Here is an 18,844-nt window from a genome sequence, read left to right as displayed (position 1 = left end):
CGCGCGCCGATGAAGAGGTGTGCACAGCGGCGAGAGGGTCCGGCCGGACGCCGGTGCCGTACTGCTCGACCTCTACGACGTAGCGCTCCCTCAGGTCTACGGCTACCTGCTGGCGCGCTGCGGCTGGCAGGCCCTCGCGGAGGAGTTGACGGCGGAGACCTTCCTCGCCGCCGTCGCCGCGTGCCGGCGTGAACCGCCCCCGGCTCCCACCACGGCATGGCTCATCGGCATCGCCCGCCACAAGCTGATCGACCACTGGCGCGCCGCCGAGCGTGAACATCGCGGGCAGATCACCGTGGCTCTGGCCGAGCCGGGCCCGGTGGACGACCCGTGGGAGGAGCGGCTCGACGCGATGCTCGCCCACGAGGTGCTCGACGCGCAGACCAGCACCCACCGCGCCGCGCTCACCCTGCGCTACCTCGACGGGCTGCCGGTGCCCGATGTCGCGCAGGTCCTGGGCCGCACCGTGCACGCCACGGAAGCGCTGCTGGTTCGCGCGCGGAGCGCGTTCCGCCACAGCTACGCGGCAGTCGAGAAGGAAGGCCCGCGATGACCGACGCCTTCGACGCTCTCCGCATCCCCGACGCTCCTGCAGCGCCCGACCTGGAGTTCGCCAGTGGCCTGCGCGCCCGCGTCGAGCACGCCCTGCTCGCCCCACGGGAAGCCCCCATGTCCGTCACCGAGGCGACGACCACCGATGTGGCTGCGCCTTCCCGGTCGCCCACTCAGCCGCCGTCTCAGCACACCATCACGCCGTACCTCGCGGCCGCCGACGCCCGCGCCGCCGTCGACTTCTATGTCGACGCGTTCGGCGCCGCAGAGCGGGGCGAACCGATCGTGATGCCGGACGGCCGCATCGGGCACGTCGAGATCGAGGTCGGCGACAGCGTGCTGATGCTCGCCGACGAGTACCCGGAGATGGATCTCCTGGCCCCGGTCACACGCGGCGGCCCCAGCCAGTCGCTGCGCCTCGAGGTCGCCGACCCGGACGCGGTGGTGCATCGCGCGGTCGCCGCGGGCGGCGTGCTGGAGCGTCCTGTGGCCGACTCTCCCCACGGCCGCGGCGGCGTGGTGCGGGATCCCTCCGGCCACCGGTGGATGGTGTCGCGTGAAGCCCCGTCGGCTGCGGCGCCACGGCCGGGAGACGTCGTCTACACCTCGATCTGGACAGACGACGTCGAGCGGGCCGAGCGGTTCTACGAGGCCGTGCTGGGCTGGGTGACGGCTCGCGGGTACGGACCCCAGGACCGTCAGGTGACGAATGCGGGCGCCCGGCTGGGGCTCTCCGGCGGGCACGCCCGGCCCACCGCCATGCTCTGCTACGCCGTGCCCGACGTGGACGCCGCCGTCTCCGTGGTGCGGGCCGCCGGTGGCAGGGCGGGTGAGCCCGCCGACGAGCCCCACGGCCGCGTCGCCGACTGCGTGGACGACATGGGCGTGCCCTTCGCGTTGTGGACGGGTGCGTCCGCCCCGGCCCCCGCATCCGAGGCCCGCCCCGCGATCGCCCACCTCGTGTTGCGGACGCCGGACGCGCGGCGCGCGCGGGCGTTCTACGGCACGGTTCTCGACTGGGGTTTCGTTCCCGCCCGTGTCCCGGACGGGTGGAACGTCCGAACGGCGGGGTACGAGCCGCGGCCGCGCACCTCGATCTGGGGCGGCCACTCCGAAGACGCGGCGGTGGTGCCCGCGTTCGCCGTTGCCGATCTCGCCGCCGCGGTGGATTCCGTGCGCGAGTCTGGAGGCACCAGCACCGAGCCCGAGCAGCGCCGGTTCGGGAGGGCGGCCGAGTGCCGCGACGACCAGGGTGGGCACTTCCAGCTCGTCGAGCGCTGAACCGGCCCGAGAAGGGCTGCTTACCAGGGCAGAGAGCCGGAGCGGTCGAAGAACCGGCCGGTCGGGCCGTCCGGCGCCACGGTCGCGAGCGCGACGACGGCGTCGCTGCCCTCGTCCACGGTCTGGACGCCGGAGTTGCCGTTGAGGTCCGTGGCCGTGTAGCCGGGATCGGCGGCGTTGATCCGGAACTCCGGCAGCGCCCGCGCGTACTGGCTCATGACCATGTTGAGAGCCGCCTTGGACGACGGGTAGGTGAGCCCCACGATCCGCGACTCCAGCCGCTCCGGGTCGCCGGTGATGGTCATCGAACCCATCCCGCTCGACACCATCACGATCCGCGGCGCGGCCGAGCGCCGAAGCAACGGCACGAACGCCCTCGTCACGCGGACCGGCCCGAACACGTTCGTCGCGTAGCAGGCGAGCATCTCCTCGGCGCCGGTGTCCAGCGCCGACACCAGCGGCCCGACGATCCCGGCGTTGTTCACCAGCACGTCGAGCCGCCCGTAGCGGCTCGCGACCTCCTTCGCGGCGCTCGCCACGGACTCGTCGCTGGTGACGTCCAGCGGGAGCACCGTGACGTCACCGTCGAGGCCTGCGGCTGCGGCCGCCCCCCGCCGGGCGTCGCGCGCCCCCAGCAGCACCGTCCAGCCGCGCTCTGCCAGCCGGCGCACGGTCGCCAGGCCGATGCCCTTGTTCGCGCCGGTCACCAGCGCGATCGTCGTTCCGCCCATGGGCGTCATCCCGGATGTTCCCGTCGTTTCCGTCATACCTCGACGGTGCGGCGGGGCGGGGCCGCCTACCAGGGCCGACTCAGCCCGGGACGGCTTGTACCAGGCTGCGAGGGCGCTACGTACGCCATGCTCGTCCTGTGGACCGCACCGAGTTCGGCAGCACGCTTCGCACCTGGCGCGAGCGGCTCCGCCCGTCCGACGTGGGAGTGCCGGCAGGGCTGCGCCGACGCACGCCGGGGCTGCGGCGTGAGGAGGTCGCCGCTCTCGCGGGCGTGTCGGTCGACTACCTGACACGGCTCGAACAGGGCCGCGGCCCGCGCCCGTCCGACGGGGTGCTGTCCGCGCTGGCCAGAGCGCTGCGGGTCACCGACGCCGAGCGGGACCACCTCTTCCACCTGGCCGGCAGCGCCCCGCCCCTGCCGGGCCGGATCCGCAGCGCCGTCCGGCCGAGTGTGCTGCGGCTGATGGACCGCTTCACCGATCTCCCCGCCCTCCTCCTCGACGCGAAGAGCGACGTTCTGGCCTGGAACCCGATGGCGGTCGCGCTGCTCGGGGACCTGTCGTCGATCCCGCCTGCCCAGCGCAACATCGCGAGGCAGGCATTCACCGGGACACACCGGGTCGAGTTCCACGCCGGGGAGCGCGAGCGACTCGATCGAGCCCTGGTCGCCGACCTGCGCCGATGCGCCGCCCGTTACCCCGCCGACCCGGATCTGCAGCGCCTGGTGTCGGACCTGCGAGCGGCGAGCGCCGACTTCGAACGACTGTGGACCCTGCGTGAGCTCGACGAACGTCACGGTGAGACGAAGCGGATCCACCACCCGGAACTCGGCGCGCTGGAACTGGACTGCAACGTGCTCGAGGTGCGTGGCGACGATCAGGTGCTGCTGGTCTACTCCGCCGCACCCGGCACACCGGCCGCCGAAGCGCTGCAACTGCTCCGTGTGATCGGTCTGCAAGACGTAGGTCACATCTCGACGGGCTACGCTCAAGCTCCTGTACAAGGTCAGGACATCACTCAGGGGGGCCGGCAGTGAGCGAGCCTGCGAGTGAATCAGTGTGCAGCGAGGGCGAGCGATGAGCAGGAGGGACGACCGAGGTGGTTGCTGATGAGGCGTTCGACGCCCTCGCGGATCCGGTTCGCCGCGAGATCCTCACACTGCTCTCCCAGCGCGACGAGTGCAGCGCGGGTGAGCTGTCCGATCAGATCAGCCGGGTCGGCCGCACGGCCGTCTCCAGCCACCTGCGTGTACTGCGCACCGCGGGGCTCATCGCCGAACGCCGCACCGGACGCTTCCGCTACTACTCGGTGGACCCCACCGGGCCTGCGCAGGAAGTGATCCAGCTGCTGATCGAGCTGTTCCAGGGATCGCTCGACGCCACGAAGGCCGCTGCCGAGAACACCGCGGCGAGCACCGACCGGGTGAGCATCGCCCGCTCCGGCACGGCGACCGCGCCCGCGTCCCGGCCGGTCGCCGGCGCAGCCCACCCCGACGGGTCCGTCCGCCGAGCCATGTGATGGGCCGGCTCGCGCTCACCGCCGAACAGCACGTCGACGCGCCGCCGGAAGCGGTTTTCGCGCTGTTCGGCGCAGGCGCGGGCGCGGGTTGGGTCTTCGACGCGGTGTGCGACCGGGTCGCCGTCGGCGCGGTCGTCACGTTGCAGGCGCCGATGTTCGGCGTGGCCGCGGGCCCGGTGGAGATCCTCGGCCGGATCTCCGCGGTCCGTGCGCCGTCGCGCATCGAGATCCGGCACGACCAGCCGTGGCGCGGGCGGCTACGGGTGCACGTCGACCCCGACGGTGCCGGCACCCGGGTCCGCCTGATCGCCGACCTCGACGATGCCGGTCTCCACTGGCTGATGCGCCGCCGCGGGTTCACCGTGCCCGACGGCGCCCTCGAGGGCACCCATCCCGTGGGCCTGCTGACGAGCAAGTCCGGGCCGGCCAGCGTGTTCGCGTCGGGCACCGAGAACCTCGCGGCGATGGCCGTCGACGAGATCAACGCCGAGGGCGGCGTCAACGGCAGGCCGATGCGGCTGGTGGTCGGGGACGATGCCACCGACCCCCGGCTCGGCACGATCGAGGCGTGGCGGCTCGTGAACGCGGGCTGCCGGGTGATCATGGCGAGCACGACGTCGGCCACGTTCTCCCGGGCCGCCGACGAACTGCGCGACTCGGGCGTGCTGATGGTCCAGCCCGTCATGAACGAGGGCGGCAGCGGCGGCGCGCTGCGCGTTCAGCTCGGGGAACGCCCCGAGAGCCAACTGCGGGCCGCGACGCGTCCGATCATGCAGGTGGCGGGCGGGCGCCGGTGGTTCCTCGCGGGCAATGACTATGTGTGGCCCCAGGTGGTGCACAGCACGGCTCGGCGGGTGCTCGCCGAGGACGGCGGCACCGTGGTGGGAGAGACCTTCGCCCCGCTGGGCACGCGCGACTTCGCGCCCCTCATCGAGGACGTCCTCAACTCCGGCGCCGACGTCATCCTGTCGTCCTTCGTGGGAGCCGACCTGGTGCACTTCGAACGGCAGTGCCACGCGATGGGCGTCCGCGACCGGTGCCGCTCCCTCGCGCTCGCCCTCGACGAGCCCACCCGCGAGCGCATCGGTGACGACGCCGCGGCCGGCATGTGGGGGGTCTCGGGCTACTTCGAGGAGCTTCCCGGCGACGTCAACGAGGCGTTCCTGCAGCGGTACCGATCGGCGTACGGACCGTTCGCGCCGCCGGTCTCGAGCATCACGGAATCGGTGTACGAGGCGATCCATCTCTACGCCAAGGCAGTCCGGCGCGCGGCTGTCGACGACCTGGAAGACATCGCTCGCGAGCTGCGCGGCAGCCGCGACGCCTTCCCTCGCGGTGAGGTCGCGGTCGTCGGACCGGAGACGGTGCGCCAGCGCATGTTCCTGGCAGAGGCGACGAGAGGCGGGTTCCGCGTAGGCCTCCCGGGTTGACGTTCGATCACAACTTCGCCATCGCGCCAATGATCGTTGACGCGTCCCGTATCGCCTCGTTACGGTGCGTTGTTTGCCGACTGCGAGGAGATTCCCGGATGCCCGTTCAGCCGCCTGATCCGTCGATCCTCTCCACGGTCGCCGAGAGCTACGGCCTGGGTCTGACCGACACCGACGTCGCGTCCTTCACCCCGCTGGTGCACGGCGTGCTCCAGTCGTGGGACGTCGTCGAGCGGCTGCACGCCGAGGTCGAGCCGGGGGTTCCGGAGCGGGCCTGGACGCGTCCGGAGGCGGCGGACAACCCGCTGGGTGCCTGGTATGTGACCTGCGAGGTGACCGGAAGCGGTGAGGGTCCGCTGGCCGGGCGCACGGTGGCGGTCAAGGACAACACGGCGGTGGCCGGGGTGCCGATGATGAACGGCTCCGCCACCGTGGAGGGCTTCGTTCCGCGCCGGGACGCCACGATCGTCTCCCGGATGCTCGATGCCGGCGCCACGATCGCCGGCAAGTCGGTGTGCGAGGACCTCTGCTTCTCCGGCGGTTCGCACACGTCACGCACGGGACCGGTGCGCAACCCGTGGGACCCGACCCGGTCCAGTGGCGGGTCTTCCAGCGGTAGCGCGGCGCTTGTCGCCTCCGGTGCGGTCGACTTCGCCACCGGCGGAGACCAAGGCGGGTCGATCCGCATGCCCGCATCTTTCAGCGGGATCGTCGGGCACAAGCCCACCCACGGCCTCGTGCCGTACACGGGCGCGTTCCCGATCGAGCAGACGATCGACCACGTGGGCCCCATGACGCGCACGGTGGCGGACGCCGCACTGGTGCTGAGCGTCATCGCCGGGGTGGATGGGTACGACCCTCGGCAGCCGGCCAACCTCGTCGTCGACGACTACGTGGGCGCGCTCGAGCGCTCGGCGGAGGGACTGCGTGTCGGCGTGGTCAGCGAGGGCTTCGGGCACCCGAACTCCGACCCGGACGTCGACGACGCCGTCCGCGAGGCCGTCGAGACCCTGCGCGAGGCCGGCCTCACGGCCGAGGACGTCTCGATCCCCTGGCACGCACATGGGCTCAAGCTCTGGGACGTCATCTCCATCGAGGGCGCCACGGCGCAGATGGTCGACGCCAACGGCTACGGGCTGAACTGGCAGGGCCTCTACGACCCCGAGCTGATGGAGTTCTACGGCAACAAGTGGCGTGAGGACGGCAGCGAGTTCTCCGAGACGGTCAAGCTCGTGTTGCTCTCGGGCCGGTACTCGCTCGACCGCTACCGGGGCAAGCACTACGCGATGGCCCGCAACCTGACCTCGCACCTGCAAGCGGCCTACGACGAGGCGCTGTCGCGTTTCGACGTGCTGGTCATGCCGACCACACCGATCCAGGCCTCGGTCATCCCGGCCGACGACGCCCCCCGCGAGGAAGTGATCGCCCGGGGCCTGGAGATGGTGGCCAACACCGCTCCCACGGACGTGTCCGGGCACCCCGCGTGCAACGTGCCCGCCGGGATGGCGAACGGCCTCCCGACCGGGATGATGATCATCGGGAAGCGGTTCGACGACGCCACCGTGCTGCGCGTGGCCCACACGTTCGAGCAGGCGGTCGGGGGCTTCCCGGCCCCGACGACCGTTGCGGTGGCGGGCGCCTAGCACCGTCCCCTGAGCCTGCGGCGGACCCACCCGTCCCCCTCCGGGTGGGTCCGCCGCCTCGTCAAGGCGTCGGCTGCTGCGTGCCGCCGCCTGTGCACGCACCGCTGTCGCCGCCAGCCGGCCACCGCACCGCGGGCATACCCTGTCTCGGGGTCGGGTCCTTACCTGGATCCCCACGTGGACAGGCGAGCATCTCGTCGCAGCACAGTTCTCGATCTCCCGCGCGACAGAGTCGAGGAGGCGACGTGGATTCCGACGAGCTGCGGTCGGAAATCGACATATCGATGTGGCGGTTCATCGCCGACGTCGTGCTACGCACCCAGGCCGTTGCCCAGCAGGTGGGCCTCGGGGGGAGCGACTGCCAGTTCGTGGCCCTGCTGGGCGTGCACGGTCCGCTCACCGCGGGCCGTCTCGCCGAGCTGAGCGGGCTGACCACCGGCACCGTGACAGGGGTGCTCGACCGGCTGGAGAAGGCCGGGTACGCGCGGCGCGTTCGGGACGCCACCGACCGGCGGAAGGTGCTCGTGACCCCGGTGCCCGAAGCGATGGAGACCCTCGCGGAGCACCACCGGGCCCACAGCGAGCATCTCGACGCCGTGCTGCGTCGCCGGGACGCAGCTCAGCTGCAGGTGATCGCCGACTTCCTCGCGGAGCTGTGCGCCCCGGGCCTCTCGTCCGGCTCGCGGGACGGCGGGAGCGGCACCACAGTGAGCAGCGGGAGCTGACCGTCCTCGGCCCGGTTGGGGCGCCGGACGTGGGCGACCACCCATCCGGTGCTCCGGGCGTGGCCCTGAACGAACGACACCCTCATCACCTCCGCCTCCAGTGGAGCACGAGCCACCGACAGGCCGGAGCGCGACCGGGCGGCTGAGAAGGGCGCGGCTAGTTGAGCGTGCGGGACATGCACAGGCTCAGCGGCGAGTCGGCGTACTCCCCGAAGCGCTCGACCTCGACGTACCCGGCACGGCGGTAGAGCTCGACGGCCTCGAGCTGGCGAGCTCCGGTCTCGAGCACCACGCGGTCGGCGAAGAGTGCCTCGGCCTCGGCCTCCAGCGCGCCCAGGAGCGCTCTGCCGATCCCACGACCGCGAGCCTGCGGCCGGACGTACATCCGCTTGATCTCGGCGACCCCCGGTTCACGCAGCCGCACGGCTCCGCAGCCGAGCAGGTCGCCCGTCGTCTCGTCGACGGCGGCGAGCAGCACCCCGCGGCCGGCGCTCACCTCGGCCGCGTCGAGCCGGTCGTGGACCGCGCCCGCCTCCGGGTACAGGTCGTGCAACTCGGCGTCCAGCTCCCCGATCAGCTCGCGCACTGCGGGCTCGTCGATGGCCACGGACTCGATCCGTACGGACGACATCGGCGCAGGATATCGACGCGCGGATGATCACGACGCTTCCTAGGATCCAGCCGGTGTCCGATATCGCCACCACCTCCGCCGCCGCCTTCGACGCCGCCGCCGGCACCTACGACGAGGACCTGCACCACGTCGGGATCGCCGAAGAGCTGGTCCGCGGGCTGCAGCCGACCTCCCCACCAGCACTGGTCGTCGACGTCGCCACCGGCACCGGTTTCGCCGCGTTCGCCGCGCTCCGCCGGCTCGCGGCGCAGCGAGTGGTGGGCGTCGACATCTCGCAAGGCATGCTCGACCGGGCACGCGCGAAGGCACCACACGAGGACCCCGACGGCCGGATCGAGTGGCGCCACGCGCCCGCGATGCCGCTCGACCTCGTCACGGGCTCCGCCGACGTGGTGCTCTGCGCATCGGCGCTGCATCTCCTCGGCCGCGATGCGCTGCACGAGTGGCTGCGTGTGCTGCGTCCGGGTGGACAGGTGGCGTTCAGCGTGCCGATGGCCGAGGACTTCCATCCGTCGCCCGAGTTCCGTCGCATGGTCGAGAGCCACCTGTCCGTTCCGAAGGACGCGGCGGATGCCGTCGGAATCGCCCACGCAGCCGGGTTCACTGGAGCGCACGCCGAGATCCTTCTCCCGGCCTCGGAACGCCCGCGTCGCGTGTTCATCGTCCTGGCGCAGGCACCGCTGTAGCGTGGATCGAGTGGCCAGGGTGGTGTCGTTGCTGCACTATCCGATCAAGGGATGCGCCGGCACGCCGGTGTCCGGGTCGGTCGTGACCGCTGCCGGGCTCGCCCACGACCGGTCGTTCATGGTCGTCGACCACGACTACGTCTTCCGGACGCAGCGGCGGGATCCCCGGCTCGCGGTGATCCGTCCGGAGGTCCGCGACGACGGCGACGTGCTGACGCTGCACGCGCCGGGCATGGCCGAGCTGTCCGTGAAGGTGGATCGCGACGGCGCCCGCCGCGGCGTCGACCTCTTCGGCAACAGCTACACCGGGATCGACCAGGGCGAGCCGGTTGCCCGATGGCTGACCGAGGTGCTGGACGCGCCGAGCCGCCTCGTCCGGGTGCCGCCGGAGCACGACCGCGCGACCGACGGCGAGACGCCGGGCACGGCGGGCTACGCCGACAGCGCGGCCGTGCTCCTCATCGGCCGGACGTCGCTCGACCTGCTGCATGCGCGGCTCGTCGAGCAGGGTGGCGAGCCGCTGCCGATGAACAGGTTCCGCCCCAACATCGTCGTCGACGGGTGGGACGAGCCGCACGTCGAGGACAGCGTCCGAAGAGTCACGATCGGGAACGTGCTGCTCGGCTACACGAAGCTCGCCATCCGCTGTGCCGTCACCCTGGTCGACCAGGAGACAGGTGCCCGGGCGGGTCCGGAGCCGCTCCGCACGCTCGCCACCTACCGCCGCTCTGCCGCTGGCGGAGTGACCTTCGGCGCGAAGTTCGCCGTGCTCCGCGCGGGCGAGCTGGCCGTGGGCGACGAGGTGCAGGTGGAGCGCTGGGCCGCCGCGGCCGGCTCCATGCCGACCTCCCGCCGCCGATGACGACGGCCGAGCCGCCGCCCGTCTCCCAGCTCCATCTCGGCAGGCTTGTGACGAGGCCACTCCGCTGCCCGCTGGTAGCGTCGATCACGTGGCCAAGGTCGTATCCTTGATGCATTACCCGATCAAGGGCTGCGCCGGCACCGTGCTCAGCAACGCCGCCGTGACCGCCGCCGGGCTCGCCCACGATCGCTCGTTCATGGTCGTCGACGACGACCATGTCTTTCGGAACCAGCAGAGCGCCCCTCTCCTAGCAGTGATCCGGCCGGAGATCTGCGACAAGGGCGAGGTGCTCACGCTGCACGCACCGGGCCTACCCGCGCTGCCCATCGAGGTCCACCGCGAGGGCGATCGCACGGACGTCGGCCTCTACGGCCTTCGCTACACGGGGATCGATCAGGGCGAGCTTGCGGCCGAGTGGCTGACCGAGGTGCTCGGCTCCCGGAGCAGGCTCGTCCGGGTGCCGCCTGATCACGTCCGCACGACCGGTGGCGAGACGCCCGGAAGGGCGGGCTTCGCGGACTGCGCCGTGCTCCTCGTCAGCATCTCGTCGCTCGACCTGCTGCACTCGCGGCTCGTCGAGCAGGGCGGTGAGGCGCTGCCGTTGGACCGGTTCCGGCCCAACATCGTCGTCGACGGGTGGGGTGAGCCGCACATCGAGGACGGGCTGCGCCGCGTCACGATCGGGAGCGCGCGGTTCGGCTACGCGAAGCTCGCCATCCGCTGCTCCGTCACGATGGTCGACCAGGAGACGGGCATCCCGGGCGGTCCCGAACCGCTGCGCACGCTCGCCTCCTACCGGCGCGCGCCGGAGGGCGGGGTGACCTTCGGGACGAAGCTGGCCGTTCTACAGGCAGGCGACCTATCGGTAGGCGACGAGGTAGAGGTAGACCGCTGGGCCTAGGCCACGGCACACATCAGCGAGGTACCGCACAGATGTCCGGCGGTGTGCACCGTGGCCACACGGTGTGTGCGGTCAACGTTTGCTCCGCGGGAAGGCTCCCGGCGCTCGGCCGGGGCCTGGTTCTCCCGCGAAGGCCTGGGCGATCGAGATCCACTCGGTGGCTACGGGGCCGACGACCTCCAGGTCCGTGTCGGCGACGTTGCGGCGCTGAGTCACGACGAGGCAGAAGTCCAGCGCGTCGCCGCTCACGCGGTCGGCCGCGTCGGCGTCGCCCCAGGTCCAGACGTCCCCGGACGGCCCGACGAGCTCCACCCGCACGGGGGCGGACGGGGCGGCGCGGCCGTGGAGCGCGAAGCTGAAACCGGCGGTGCGCACGCCCAGGTGGGCCACGTGCCGCAGCCGGTCGGTGGGCTCCCGGCGGACGCCGAGCGCGTCGGCGATGTCCTGGCCGTGGGCCCAGGTCTCGAGGAGCCGCGCCGTGACCGATGTCGCCGCGCTCATGTCCGGGCCGTACCAGGGCAGCCGGGCCGAGGGGTCGAGCGTCCGGAACGTGTCGATGAACTCCTGCCGGGCCTGCAAGAACCAGGACCGCACCTCGGCGGCGCCCATGTGGGCGTGCTCGGCCGCCACCCGGTCGGGATGGTCGGTCCCGGCCTCCGCCTCCGCGACGCGCCGGAACTCGGTGGGATCCACCGCAGCCTGCCGGGCCAGCTCGTCGAAGAAGGCGAGGTGGGTGAGCTGGTCGCGGATGTCCCAGCCCAGGGACGGGGTGGGGGTGCTGATCGAGTCGTCGTCGAGACGGGCCACCAGCGCGCCCACCGCGTCGGTCTCGGCCTGCAGGTCATCCAGCAGCGCCGTCATCGACACGGCCATCGTCAACGTTCCTCCACCTTCTCGACGATAACCGCGAGCGGTGCGCCGGCGTCTACGGTCTGCCCCACACCCGCGAACCCCTCACCGACGACACTCTCGGCCGGGACTTCACCGGATGCTCCATCTTCATCGCCTCGACCGCACCTGCAGGCGGGCCACGCGGAGGATGCCGTGAGTTCACCCGGAATCGCTTGCCCGCGCTCGCCACGCCGACCGAGGATCTCCGGTCGTGACCCCCGAGCACACCCTGATCCAGCTCACCGACCTCCATCTCGTCGCCGAGCCCGGGGAGCTGCGCCATGGCGTCGACACGGCCGACGCACTGGCACGCGCGCTCGCCTCGGTGGAGGAGTCAGGGGTGCGGCCCGCCGCACTGCTGTTCACCGGCGACCTGGCCGACGCGGGCGAGCCCGGTGCGTACGAGCGGCTTCGCGAGATCGTCCAACCGGTCGCCAGGCGTCTCGGTGCTCCCGCGCTCTTCGCCATGGGGAACCACGACGACCGCGCCGCACTGCGGCGGCACCTCCTGGGAGTGCGCCTGCGCGGCGAACCGGGGGACACCGCCCCGCTCGACCACGTCACGTGGGTCGGCGGCCTGCGGATCGTCGTGCTCGACAGCACCGTGCCCGGACACGTCCACGGCGAGCTCTCCCCGGCCCAGCTCGCCTGGCTGGAGGCCGAACTGGCCGAGCCGGCACCTGCCGGCACGGTCCTCGCGCTGCACCATCCGCCGCTGCCGACGTCCTCCCGGCTCTCCGCGGACATCCAACTGCGCGACCGGTCGACGTTCGCCGCGATCCTCGCCGGAACCGACGTGCGCGTCGTACTCGCCGGGCACACCCATGTGGTGAGCGCAGGCGCAGTGGCCGGGATCCCGGTGTGGATCGGCGGAGCCACCTCCTACATCAGCGACGCCCTCGTCCCGGCGGGCGGGGAGCGCACGCTCAACGCTCCGTCCGTGAGCCGGATCGACCTGTTCGCCGACGCCGTGGTGACCGCGGCCGTGCCCGTGGGCGCGGAGCACGGGACCGCTCTGTCCGCAGTGCAGGTGACGCAGCGGATCGCCGAGTTCGGCGTGGCCTGACCGGGAGCGGCGATCAGCCCGCCGGGCGCCTGTACACCCCGTGCCACTGCGAGACGGCGAGCTCGCGGGCGATCAGCGTGTCGCGGGCAGGGTCGCCGACGGCGACGTGGCGGGCGATGACCGCGGCGCCGCCGACGGCCAGCGTCCAGCCCGCGAGGGCCGGGTCGACGTCAGGGGCGAGGCGTCCTGCCTTCTGCTCCTCCGTCAGGCGCACCACCGCGCGCTCGGCGAACCGGCCGATCTCCTCGGTCCAGTACTCGCGGACCTCCGGGTCGTAACCGGCCGTCTCGGTGATCGCCGCCAGCACCGCCCCGTGATCGCGGTAGTAGCGGATCATGCGTTCGTACAGCGCGGTGAGCCCGTCGGGTCCGCCGCCCGGACCGGTCGGACGCCAGTCCTCGCCGAGGTCGAACAGCTCGTCCTTCAGCGAACCGGCGAGCCGGACCAGCAGCTCGGTCTTGTCCCGGAAGTGCAGATAGAACGTGGAGCGCGCGATCCCCGCCTCGGCGGCGATGCGCTGCACCCCCAGCTCGGTGAACGGCACGCCCCCCACGAGCAGTCGCTCGGTCGCGGCCAGCACCTGGGCGACCGCCGCCGCACGGCGGTCGGGGCCCTGGGGCCGGGGGCGCGTGATCGAGGGCACCCGCGGATCCTATTTCGCCCGAACCCTGTGCCACCGGGCACACCACGGCGCCACCGTGCACACGTCCTGACGTGTGCACGGCGGCCATCGGGTGGGCGCGGTCAGCGGACCTTCGTCAGAAGGTCTCCTCCGCGCGCAGCACCGACCGGACCACGGGCCAGGGGTCACCCGCCTGCAGCAGGACGAGGTCGGCGCGCAGCCCGGCGTCGAGCCTGCCGCGGTCGGTGAGCCCCGCGGCCTCCGCCGCACCCCCCGTGATCAGCGCGATCGCCGCAGGCAAAGACATCACACCGCGTGTTGCGAGCAGGAACGCGGCGGCGGTGAGCCCCGACGGGAGGTAGTCCGACGCCAGCGCGGTCAGCAGCCCGCGGCTCGCGAGGTCGCTGCCGGAGACGTTGCCTGCGTGCGACCCGCCACGCAGGACGTTGGGGGCTCCGGCGATCACCGGCAGTCCCCGCTCGCGTGCCGCCTCGGCCGCCTCCAGGGTGGTCGGGAACTCGGCGACCGAGCCGCCCCTGGCCACGAGCTCGTCGATCTCGACCGCGCTTGCGGGGTCGTGGCCGAGCAGCCGGATCGCCCCGGACCGGGCCAGCCGGCCCAGCCAGTCGAGGGCCTCCTCGCGAACCGTGAGCCGGCCCTCGCGCTCGACGATCAGCTGGTCGACGTGGTCCTTGGCCTCGCCGTCGCTCAGGCCCCGGGTGCCCGCCACGTACCGCTCGTAGTGGCGGCGGTCGGCGTACTGACCCTGCCCCGGGGTGTGGTCCTCGTGGGAGACCAGCAGGGGCATGCCGTCCGGATCCGGCAACGTGTCGAACCGCTCCCGCAGCGCGGCAATGCCCTCCGGGGAGCGGACGTCGAGCCGGTGGAGCAGGCGGTGGTCGACGGGCGCCGTCCCGCGCGCCGTGACCGTGACGATCAGCTCCAGTGTGCGGGCGATCGAGCGCTGCGTGGAGGGAGAGGTGCCCTCCTCGAAGGACGCCCCGTGGAAGACCGTGGTGACACCCGCGGCGCGCAGCTTGCCCTCGAAGGACAGGATCGCGAACTCCCACGGTAGGCGCGCCGACGGTCGGGGCAGGATCTCCCGCTCCAGGCCGTCGGAGTGCACGTCCACCACGCCCGGCACGCACAGCAGCCCGGCACCGTCCACATCGGCTTCCGACCCGGCCGGCTGCGGCGCCACCTCGGCGATCCGCCCGTCGCGGACGGCGATCCACGCATCGTCGACGACCCGGTCGGGCAGCACCGCCCTGACGTGGCCCAGCACGTAGTCGGCCGGCGGTAACCCCAGCGTCCAGCGCGCCGACGTGCCACTCGCCTGCTCGGTGAGCACCGAACTCAGCACCGATTCGTTCGCAAGCTCACTCTGCACCGATGATTCGTTCGCAAGCTCACTCTGCACCGATGATTCGTTCGCAAGCTCACTCTGCACCGATGATTCGTTCGCAAGCTCACTCTGCACCGATGATTCGTTCGCAAGCTCACTCTGCACCGATGATTCGTTCGCAAGCTCACTCATGCAGCACTCCCCAGCAGCTCCGTGGGCGCGCCGTAGCGCTGCACCCGTCCCGACCCCAGTTCGACGACGCGGTCGGCCAGCCTGCGCATCGCGTCGGCATCGTGGAAGACCGCCAGCACCGCGACGCCGTGTGCCGTCAGGGACGCGACGAGGTCGAGCGCGCGTTCCCGGTTCGCCGGGTCCAGCGCCGACACCGGCTCGTCCAGCAACAGCAACCGAGGCGGCCGCACGGTGCCTGCCGCCAGGTTGATCCGCTGCCGCTCACCGCCGGACAGCACCCCACAGTCGACGTCCCACAGCGCCTCCTCGATCCCGAGGGCGCGCAGCGCAACGGCCGCCGCATCGAGCGCCTCCGCACGGTCGAGGCCTCGCCTGCGTGCGGCAGCCGCCACGACCTGCAGCGGGCCGGTCCGCGGAGGCGCGGTCAGGAACTGGGCGACGTAGCCGAGCTCGCGGCCGCGCAGCCGGGCCATGGCGCGGTCCGGGAGTGTCGTCAGCTCGATGCCGCCGAGGCGCACGCTCCCGGCGTCGGGGAGGTAGCTGCGATACACGCAGCGCAGCACGCTCGACTTCCCCGCACCGCTCGGGCCGGCGAGCGCCACGTGCTCACCGGCGGCCACGTCCAGATCCACGCCGTCGAGGGAGACCACGGTGCGCCCGTCGACGGTGTGCAGGGTGAAGGTCTTGCACAGTCCCCGGACTCGCAGGACCGGTTCCTGCTCCGGGCCGTCCGTACTCACGGCGGTCACCTCCGTGCCGCGGCCACGAGCCGCTGGGTGTAGGGGTGGTGGGGGTCGGAGAAGAGCTGGTCGGTGAGCCCATGCTCGACCACCCGGCCGAGCTGCATCACCACCGCCCTGTCGGTGAGCGCCTCGATCACCGCGAAGTCGTGGCTCACCACCACAGCGGCGACGTCCCGCTCGGCGAGCAGCCCGCGCAGCAGGTCCAGCACACCGGCGGCGACGGAGGCGTCGAGCCCGGTGGTCGGCTCGTCGAGAAGCAGCACGGCAGGGTCGGTCGCGAGCGCCTTCGCGATCTGGACGCGCTGGCGCATGCCGCCGGAGAACGTGCGCACCGGGTCGTCCATGCGGGAGAGCGGAACCTCGACCCGGTCGAGCAACTCCGCCGCGCGCCGGCGGATCGCGTGGTAGCTGCGCCACCCCGCGGCCGTCAGGCGCTCGGCGATGTTGCCGCCCGCCGAGACGCTGAGCGCGAGCCCGGCCGACGGGTCCTGCTGCACGTAGCCGAGCACGTCGATACGCAGCCTGCGCCGCGCCGCCGCGTCCAACGCCAGGAGCTCGGTGGCGCCGCCGTCGAGGGCGGCCAGCCGGACGCTTCCCGTGGTGGCCTCCTCCTCCCCGATGACACAGCGCAGCACCGTCGACTTGCCGGAGCCGGACTCGCCGATCAGGCCGACCGCCTCGCCGGGAGCCACGTCGAACCCGACGTCCCAGGCGGCGACGATCGCCCCGGTGTCGGGGCTGACCGCGGTGCCGTGCTCCGGGCCCGTGCCCGCGATGGCCGCGGCGCCGCCCGGGCCGTGCACCTTGCCCAGACCCGCCACTCGCAGCGTCCACTCCTCGCCCGCGGCCGCGAGTCGCGGGGTGGTCGTCGCGGGTGCCGGGCCGACCGGCGCGACCGGGCCCGACCGGACCCGTCGCGAGGGATCGGGCAGCATGCGCAGCGGCGCCACCGCGGCGTGCGCGGCGAGGTCGGCGTCGCCCGCGGCCACCCGGGTGCACCACTCCGTGTCGCTGCAGATCGTGCGACCGCCACCGCCCTCGACGAGGAACGTGTCGGCCGAGCCGCAGAGCGCGCACCGCTGCTGCGGGCCGCCCTCCACCTCGAACGGCACGTCGTCGAACGTCAGCGGCTCCACGTCCGTGCCCGGCGGCACCGCGTAGATCCGCTTCTCCCGGCCCGCGCCGAACAGGCTCAGGTGCGGAGCCTGGTGCAGCCGCGGGACGTCCCAGCGCGGGATCGGCGTGGTCGCCATGACATAGCGCCCGCCGACGAGCACCGGGTAGCCGGTGGACTTGGTGATCACGCCGTTGCGCACCAGGTCCTCGTACAGGCTCACCCAGATCGAGGCGTAGTCGCCCTCGGCGTGCATCCGGTCGCACTCGGCGGTGGAGCGTTCCACTCCACGCAGCGGTTCGGGCACCGGCACCTGCAGCACGAGCACGTGCTCGTCGGTCAGCGGTTGCTCGGGGATGCGGTGCCGGGACTGCACGATGGTCGCCTCCCGGCTGTCCGTCGTCTCCTCGCAGCCCTCGGTGGCGGCGATCATCCGGCGGAGGTTGGTGGCATTGACGCCGGCGTCGTCGCCCTGGTCGATCACCTTGACGGTGTCGTCGGCGCCGATCACGGCCAGGGTGACCTGCAGCCCGCCCGACCCCCACCCGCGTGCCACCGGCATCTCCCGCGAGCCGAAGGGCACCTGGTGGCCCGGCACGCACACCGCGGTCAGCGCGGCCCGGCGGATCTCCCGCCGCGCGCCCTCGTCGAGCAGCCCCTGCCCCTCCTCGCCCGAGTCGATCTCGGCGAGCAGGTCCACGACGGCGGTCATTCGCAGTCCTTCCCGATCGGGTCCGCCGCGCGCGGCCGCTCCCCGGTCCCGCGCACGGCGAGCTTCCGGTCGACCATCGAGCGGAAGGTCACGTAGTGCGGCAGCTTGAGGTGCTCGAGGAAACCGCCGGAGTCGAGCCCGTCGACGGTGAGCAGCAGCAGCTGCTCCAGCGGGGTGTCGCGGCCGAAGCGGCGGCACGCGATGTCGAGGTTCGCCATGGCGATGGCCTTGCGCTCGTTGTGCCCGAAGCACAGGCCGTACCCGAGGTCGAAACGGCCGCGGTCCTCGTCGGCCCCGTCGAGATCCTCGATCGCCTCGGTCTCGGTGGCCCGGAAGTGCCCGACGGTCACCGGCGCGCCGGTGTGCGGGTGCTTCACCCGCAGCGGCAGCCTGCCGTGGCGGACCTCGCCGAGCGTGACCTCGTGGACGTTCCCGTCCGGGCCGAGGATCGAGCGGTACCACAACCCGACGAGCGCGCCGGTCTCCGCGCGGGCCATGCTGGCGAGCACCGCCGAGCGCGGTGCCGGCGGGCGAGCCGGGCGGCGGGTCACGTCGAATGGCTCGGGGCGGGGAGCCGTGGGGTCGGCAGGCCGGTGGTCGACGAGCAGGTCCATCTCACGCAGCAGCTCCGAGAACCGCCGCGGCCTGCGCTCGTCCGGCCGCTGCGAGTCGCCCGTTCCCAGCCCGCGAGTCGTCCCGTTGGCGTCCGCGAGTCGCCCGTTGCCGTTCTGCGAGTCGCCCGTTTCGAGCCCGTGAGTCGCCCCGTTGCCGTTCCCGTTCGTGGCCGCGGGCGGCCCGTCGAGACGCTCGAGCAACCGCCCCGTGTAGTCCGACGTGCGACCGAGCAGCTGCGGCCCCTCGGGCGTGCGGTGGGCCGGGACGATCCGGCGCAGCACCACCATCTCGTCGGGGTTCACCGGCTCGCTGCGTGCCAGCCTGGGCAGCGCCGAGCGATGGGCGCGCACGAGGTGCGCAGCCTCCAGTGTGTCGCCCTCGGCCTGACGGAACGCGTGGGCGGCGGTCTGCTCGTCGTAGAGCCCGGCCTCCCCCATCACACGGTCCACGGCCAGCCGGAACCGCGCTGTGATCTGGCCGGTCTCGGCCCACGGCGCAGGCGCGTGGTCGCGCGAGCGGCGCACCAGGTCCTCCGCGGCCAGAATGGCCTCCAGGCCGCCGCGGGCTCCTGAGTACCCCATGG

General features: G+C 72.6%; 19 protein-coding genes. 11 read left to right on the top strand and 8 right to left on the bottom strand.

Annotated elements, in window-relative coordinates; genetic code table 11:
• The first annotated feature begins 19 nt into the window (after positions 1–19).
• Both ACQPZQ_RS06805 and ACQPZQ_RS06800 read left to right on the top strand, forming a co-directional pair.
• Positions 20–553, top strand: a complete 534-nt coding sequence (locus tag ACQPZQ_RS06805; RefSeq protein WP_433293137.1) for an RNA polymerase sigma factor — start codon at positions 20–22, stop codon at positions 551–553.
• A complete protein-coding gene (locus tag ACQPZQ_RS06800; RefSeq protein WP_433293135.1) occupies positions 550–1,833 on the top strand; it encodes a VOC family protein in 1,284 nt (427 codons plus the stop codon). Before ACQPZQ_RS06805 ends, ACQPZQ_RS06800 begins: the two co-directional genes overlap by 4 nt.
• A 20-nt stretch (positions 1,834–1,853) precedes the next feature.
• Here the strand turns inward: ACQPZQ_RS06800 and ACQPZQ_RS06795 are convergent, their stop codons facing one another.
• Positions 1,854–2,600, bottom strand: a complete 747-nt coding sequence (locus tag ACQPZQ_RS06795) for an SDR family NAD(P)-dependent oxidoreductase (RefSeq protein ID WP_433293133.1) — start codon at positions 2,598–2,600, stop codon at positions 1,854–1,856.
• Between the two features lie 101 nt (positions 2,601–2,701).
• On the opposite strand from ACQPZQ_RS06795, the gene ACQPZQ_RS06790 reads away from it, so the two are divergent.
• The 5 genes from ACQPZQ_RS06790 to ACQPZQ_RS06770 all read left to right on the top strand — a co-directional run bounded on the left by ACQPZQ_RS06790 (position 2,702) and on the right by ACQPZQ_RS06770 (position 7,881).
• Positions 2,702–3,601, top strand: coding sequence for a helix-turn-helix transcriptional regulator (locus tag ACQPZQ_RS06790; protein WP_433293131.1), 900 nt, complete (start codon positions 2,702–2,704; stop codon positions 3,599–3,601).
• Positions 3,602–3,663: 62 nt separating this feature from the next.
• The gene (locus tag ACQPZQ_RS06785) at positions 3,664–4,083 is read left to right on the top strand and encodes an ArsR/SmtB family transcription factor (protein ID WP_433293129.1); all 420 of its coding nucleotides are present in this window, start codon (positions 3,664–3,666) and stop codon (positions 4,081–4,083) included.
• On the top strand, positions 4,083–5,513 hold the full coding sequence (locus ACQPZQ_RS06780; protein ID WP_433293127.1) for a substrate-binding protein: 1,431 nt from the start codon (positions 4,083–4,085) through the stop codon (positions 5,511–5,513). Before ACQPZQ_RS06785 ends, ACQPZQ_RS06780 begins: the two co-directional genes overlap by 1 nt.
• A gap of 98 nt (positions 5,514–5,611) precedes the next feature.
• Positions 5,612–7,156, top strand: a complete 1,545-nt coding sequence (locus tag ACQPZQ_RS06775; RefSeq protein WP_433293125.1) for an amidase — start codon at positions 5,612–5,614, stop codon at positions 7,154–7,156.
• Positions 7,157–7,401: 245 nt separating this feature from the next.
• Entirely contained in the window at positions 7,402–7,881 is a 480-nt protein-coding gene (locus ACQPZQ_RS06770) for a MarR family winged helix-turn-helix transcriptional regulator (RefSeq protein WP_433293123.1), read from the top strand.
• Between the two features lie 157 nt (positions 7,882–8,038).
• Here the strand turns inward: ACQPZQ_RS06770 and ACQPZQ_RS06765 are convergent, their stop codons facing one another.
• A complete protein-coding gene (locus ACQPZQ_RS06765; protein WP_433293121.1) occupies positions 8,039–8,512 on the bottom strand; it encodes a GNAT family N-acetyltransferase in 474 nt (157 codons plus the stop codon).
• 53 nt (positions 8,513–8,565) lie between these two features.
• Between ACQPZQ_RS06765 and ACQPZQ_RS06760 the strand changes: the two genes are divergently transcribed.
• From ACQPZQ_RS06760 to ACQPZQ_RS06750, 3 genes are all read left to right on the top strand, one after another.
• Positions 8,566–9,198 carry a class I SAM-dependent methyltransferase gene (locus ACQPZQ_RS06760; RefSeq protein WP_433293119.1) on the top strand — a complete coding sequence of 211 codons (633 nt, stop codon included), beginning with the start codon at positions 8,566–8,568 and terminating at the stop codon, positions 9,196–9,198.
• 10 nt (positions 9,199–9,208) lie between these two features.
• The gene (locus tag ACQPZQ_RS06755) at positions 9,209–10,060 is read left to right on the top strand and encodes an MOSC domain-containing protein (protein ID WP_433293117.1); all 852 of its coding nucleotides are present in this window, start codon (positions 9,209–9,211) and stop codon (positions 10,058–10,060) included.
• Positions 10,061–10,148: 88 nt separating this feature from the next.
• On the top strand, positions 10,149–10,961 hold the full coding sequence (locus ACQPZQ_RS06750; RefSeq protein WP_433293115.1) for an MOSC domain-containing protein: 813 nt from the start codon (positions 10,149–10,151) through the stop codon (positions 10,959–10,961).
• 72 nt (positions 10,962–11,033) lie between these two features.
• On the opposite strand, the gene ACQPZQ_RS06745 is transcribed toward ACQPZQ_RS06750, so the two are convergent.
• Positions 11,034–11,834: a TIGR03084 family metal-binding protein gene (locus tag ACQPZQ_RS06745; RefSeq protein WP_433293113.1), complete on the bottom strand. Its 801-nt coding sequence runs from the start codon at positions 11,832–11,834 to the stop codon at positions 11,034–11,036.
• 229 nt (positions 11,835–12,063) lie between these two features.
• Here ACQPZQ_RS06745 and ACQPZQ_RS06740 point away from each other — a divergent pair, with 229 nt between their 5' ends.
• Positions 12,064–12,918 (top strand): metallophosphoesterase, encoded by an 855-nt coding sequence (locus tag ACQPZQ_RS06740; RefSeq protein WP_433293111.1) that lies wholly within the window; start codon positions 12,064–12,066, stop codon positions 12,916–12,918.
• Positions 12,919–12,931: 13 nt separating this feature from the next.
• Here the strand turns inward: ACQPZQ_RS06740 and ACQPZQ_RS06735 are convergent, their stop codons facing one another.
• The 5 genes from ACQPZQ_RS06735 to ACQPZQ_RS06715 form a co-directional block, all read right to left on the bottom strand.
• A complete protein-coding gene (locus ACQPZQ_RS06735) occupies positions 12,932–13,561 on the bottom strand; it encodes a TetR/AcrR family transcriptional regulator (protein WP_433293109.1) in 630 nt (209 codons plus the stop codon).
• Positions 13,562–13,676: 115 nt separating this feature from the next.
• Positions 13,677–14,930 (bottom strand): alpha-D-ribose 1-methylphosphonate 5-triphosphate diphosphatase, encoded by a 1,254-nt coding sequence (locus ACQPZQ_RS06730; RefSeq protein WP_433293107.1) that lies wholly within the window; start codon positions 14,928–14,930, stop codon positions 13,677–13,679.
• 143 nt (positions 14,931–15,073) lie between these two features.
• Positions 15,074–15,817 carry an ATP-binding cassette domain-containing protein gene (locus ACQPZQ_RS06725; protein ID WP_433293105.1) on the bottom strand — a complete coding sequence of 248 codons (744 nt, stop codon included), beginning with the start codon at positions 15,815–15,817 and terminating at the stop codon, positions 15,074–15,076.
• A 5-nt stretch (positions 15,818–15,822) separates the two neighbouring features.
• Positions 15,823–17,646: an alpha-D-ribose 1-methylphosphonate 5-phosphate C-P-lyase PhnJ gene (locus tag ACQPZQ_RS06720; RefSeq protein ID WP_433293103.1), complete on the bottom strand. Its 1,824-nt coding sequence runs from the start codon at positions 17,644–17,646 to the stop codon at positions 15,823–15,825.
• Complete coding sequence (locus ACQPZQ_RS06715; protein ID WP_433293101.1) at positions 17,643–18,842, bottom strand: carbon-phosphorus lyase complex subunit PhnI; 1,200 nt, start codon at positions 18,840–18,842, stop codon at positions 17,643–17,645. Before ACQPZQ_RS06715 ends, ACQPZQ_RS06720 begins: the two co-directional genes overlap by 4 nt.
• Positions 18,843–18,844 lie beyond the last annotated feature (2 nt).

The organism is Pseudonocardia sp. CA-142604 (genome assembly GCF_050948475.1).
Lineage (GTDB): Bacteria > Actinomycetota > Actinomycetes > Mycobacteriales > Pseudonocardiaceae > Pseudonocardia > Pseudonocardia alaniniphila.
The sequence above is the reverse complement of the archived record's forward strand: the minus strand, read 5'-3'. Positions and strand labels throughout refer to the sequence as shown.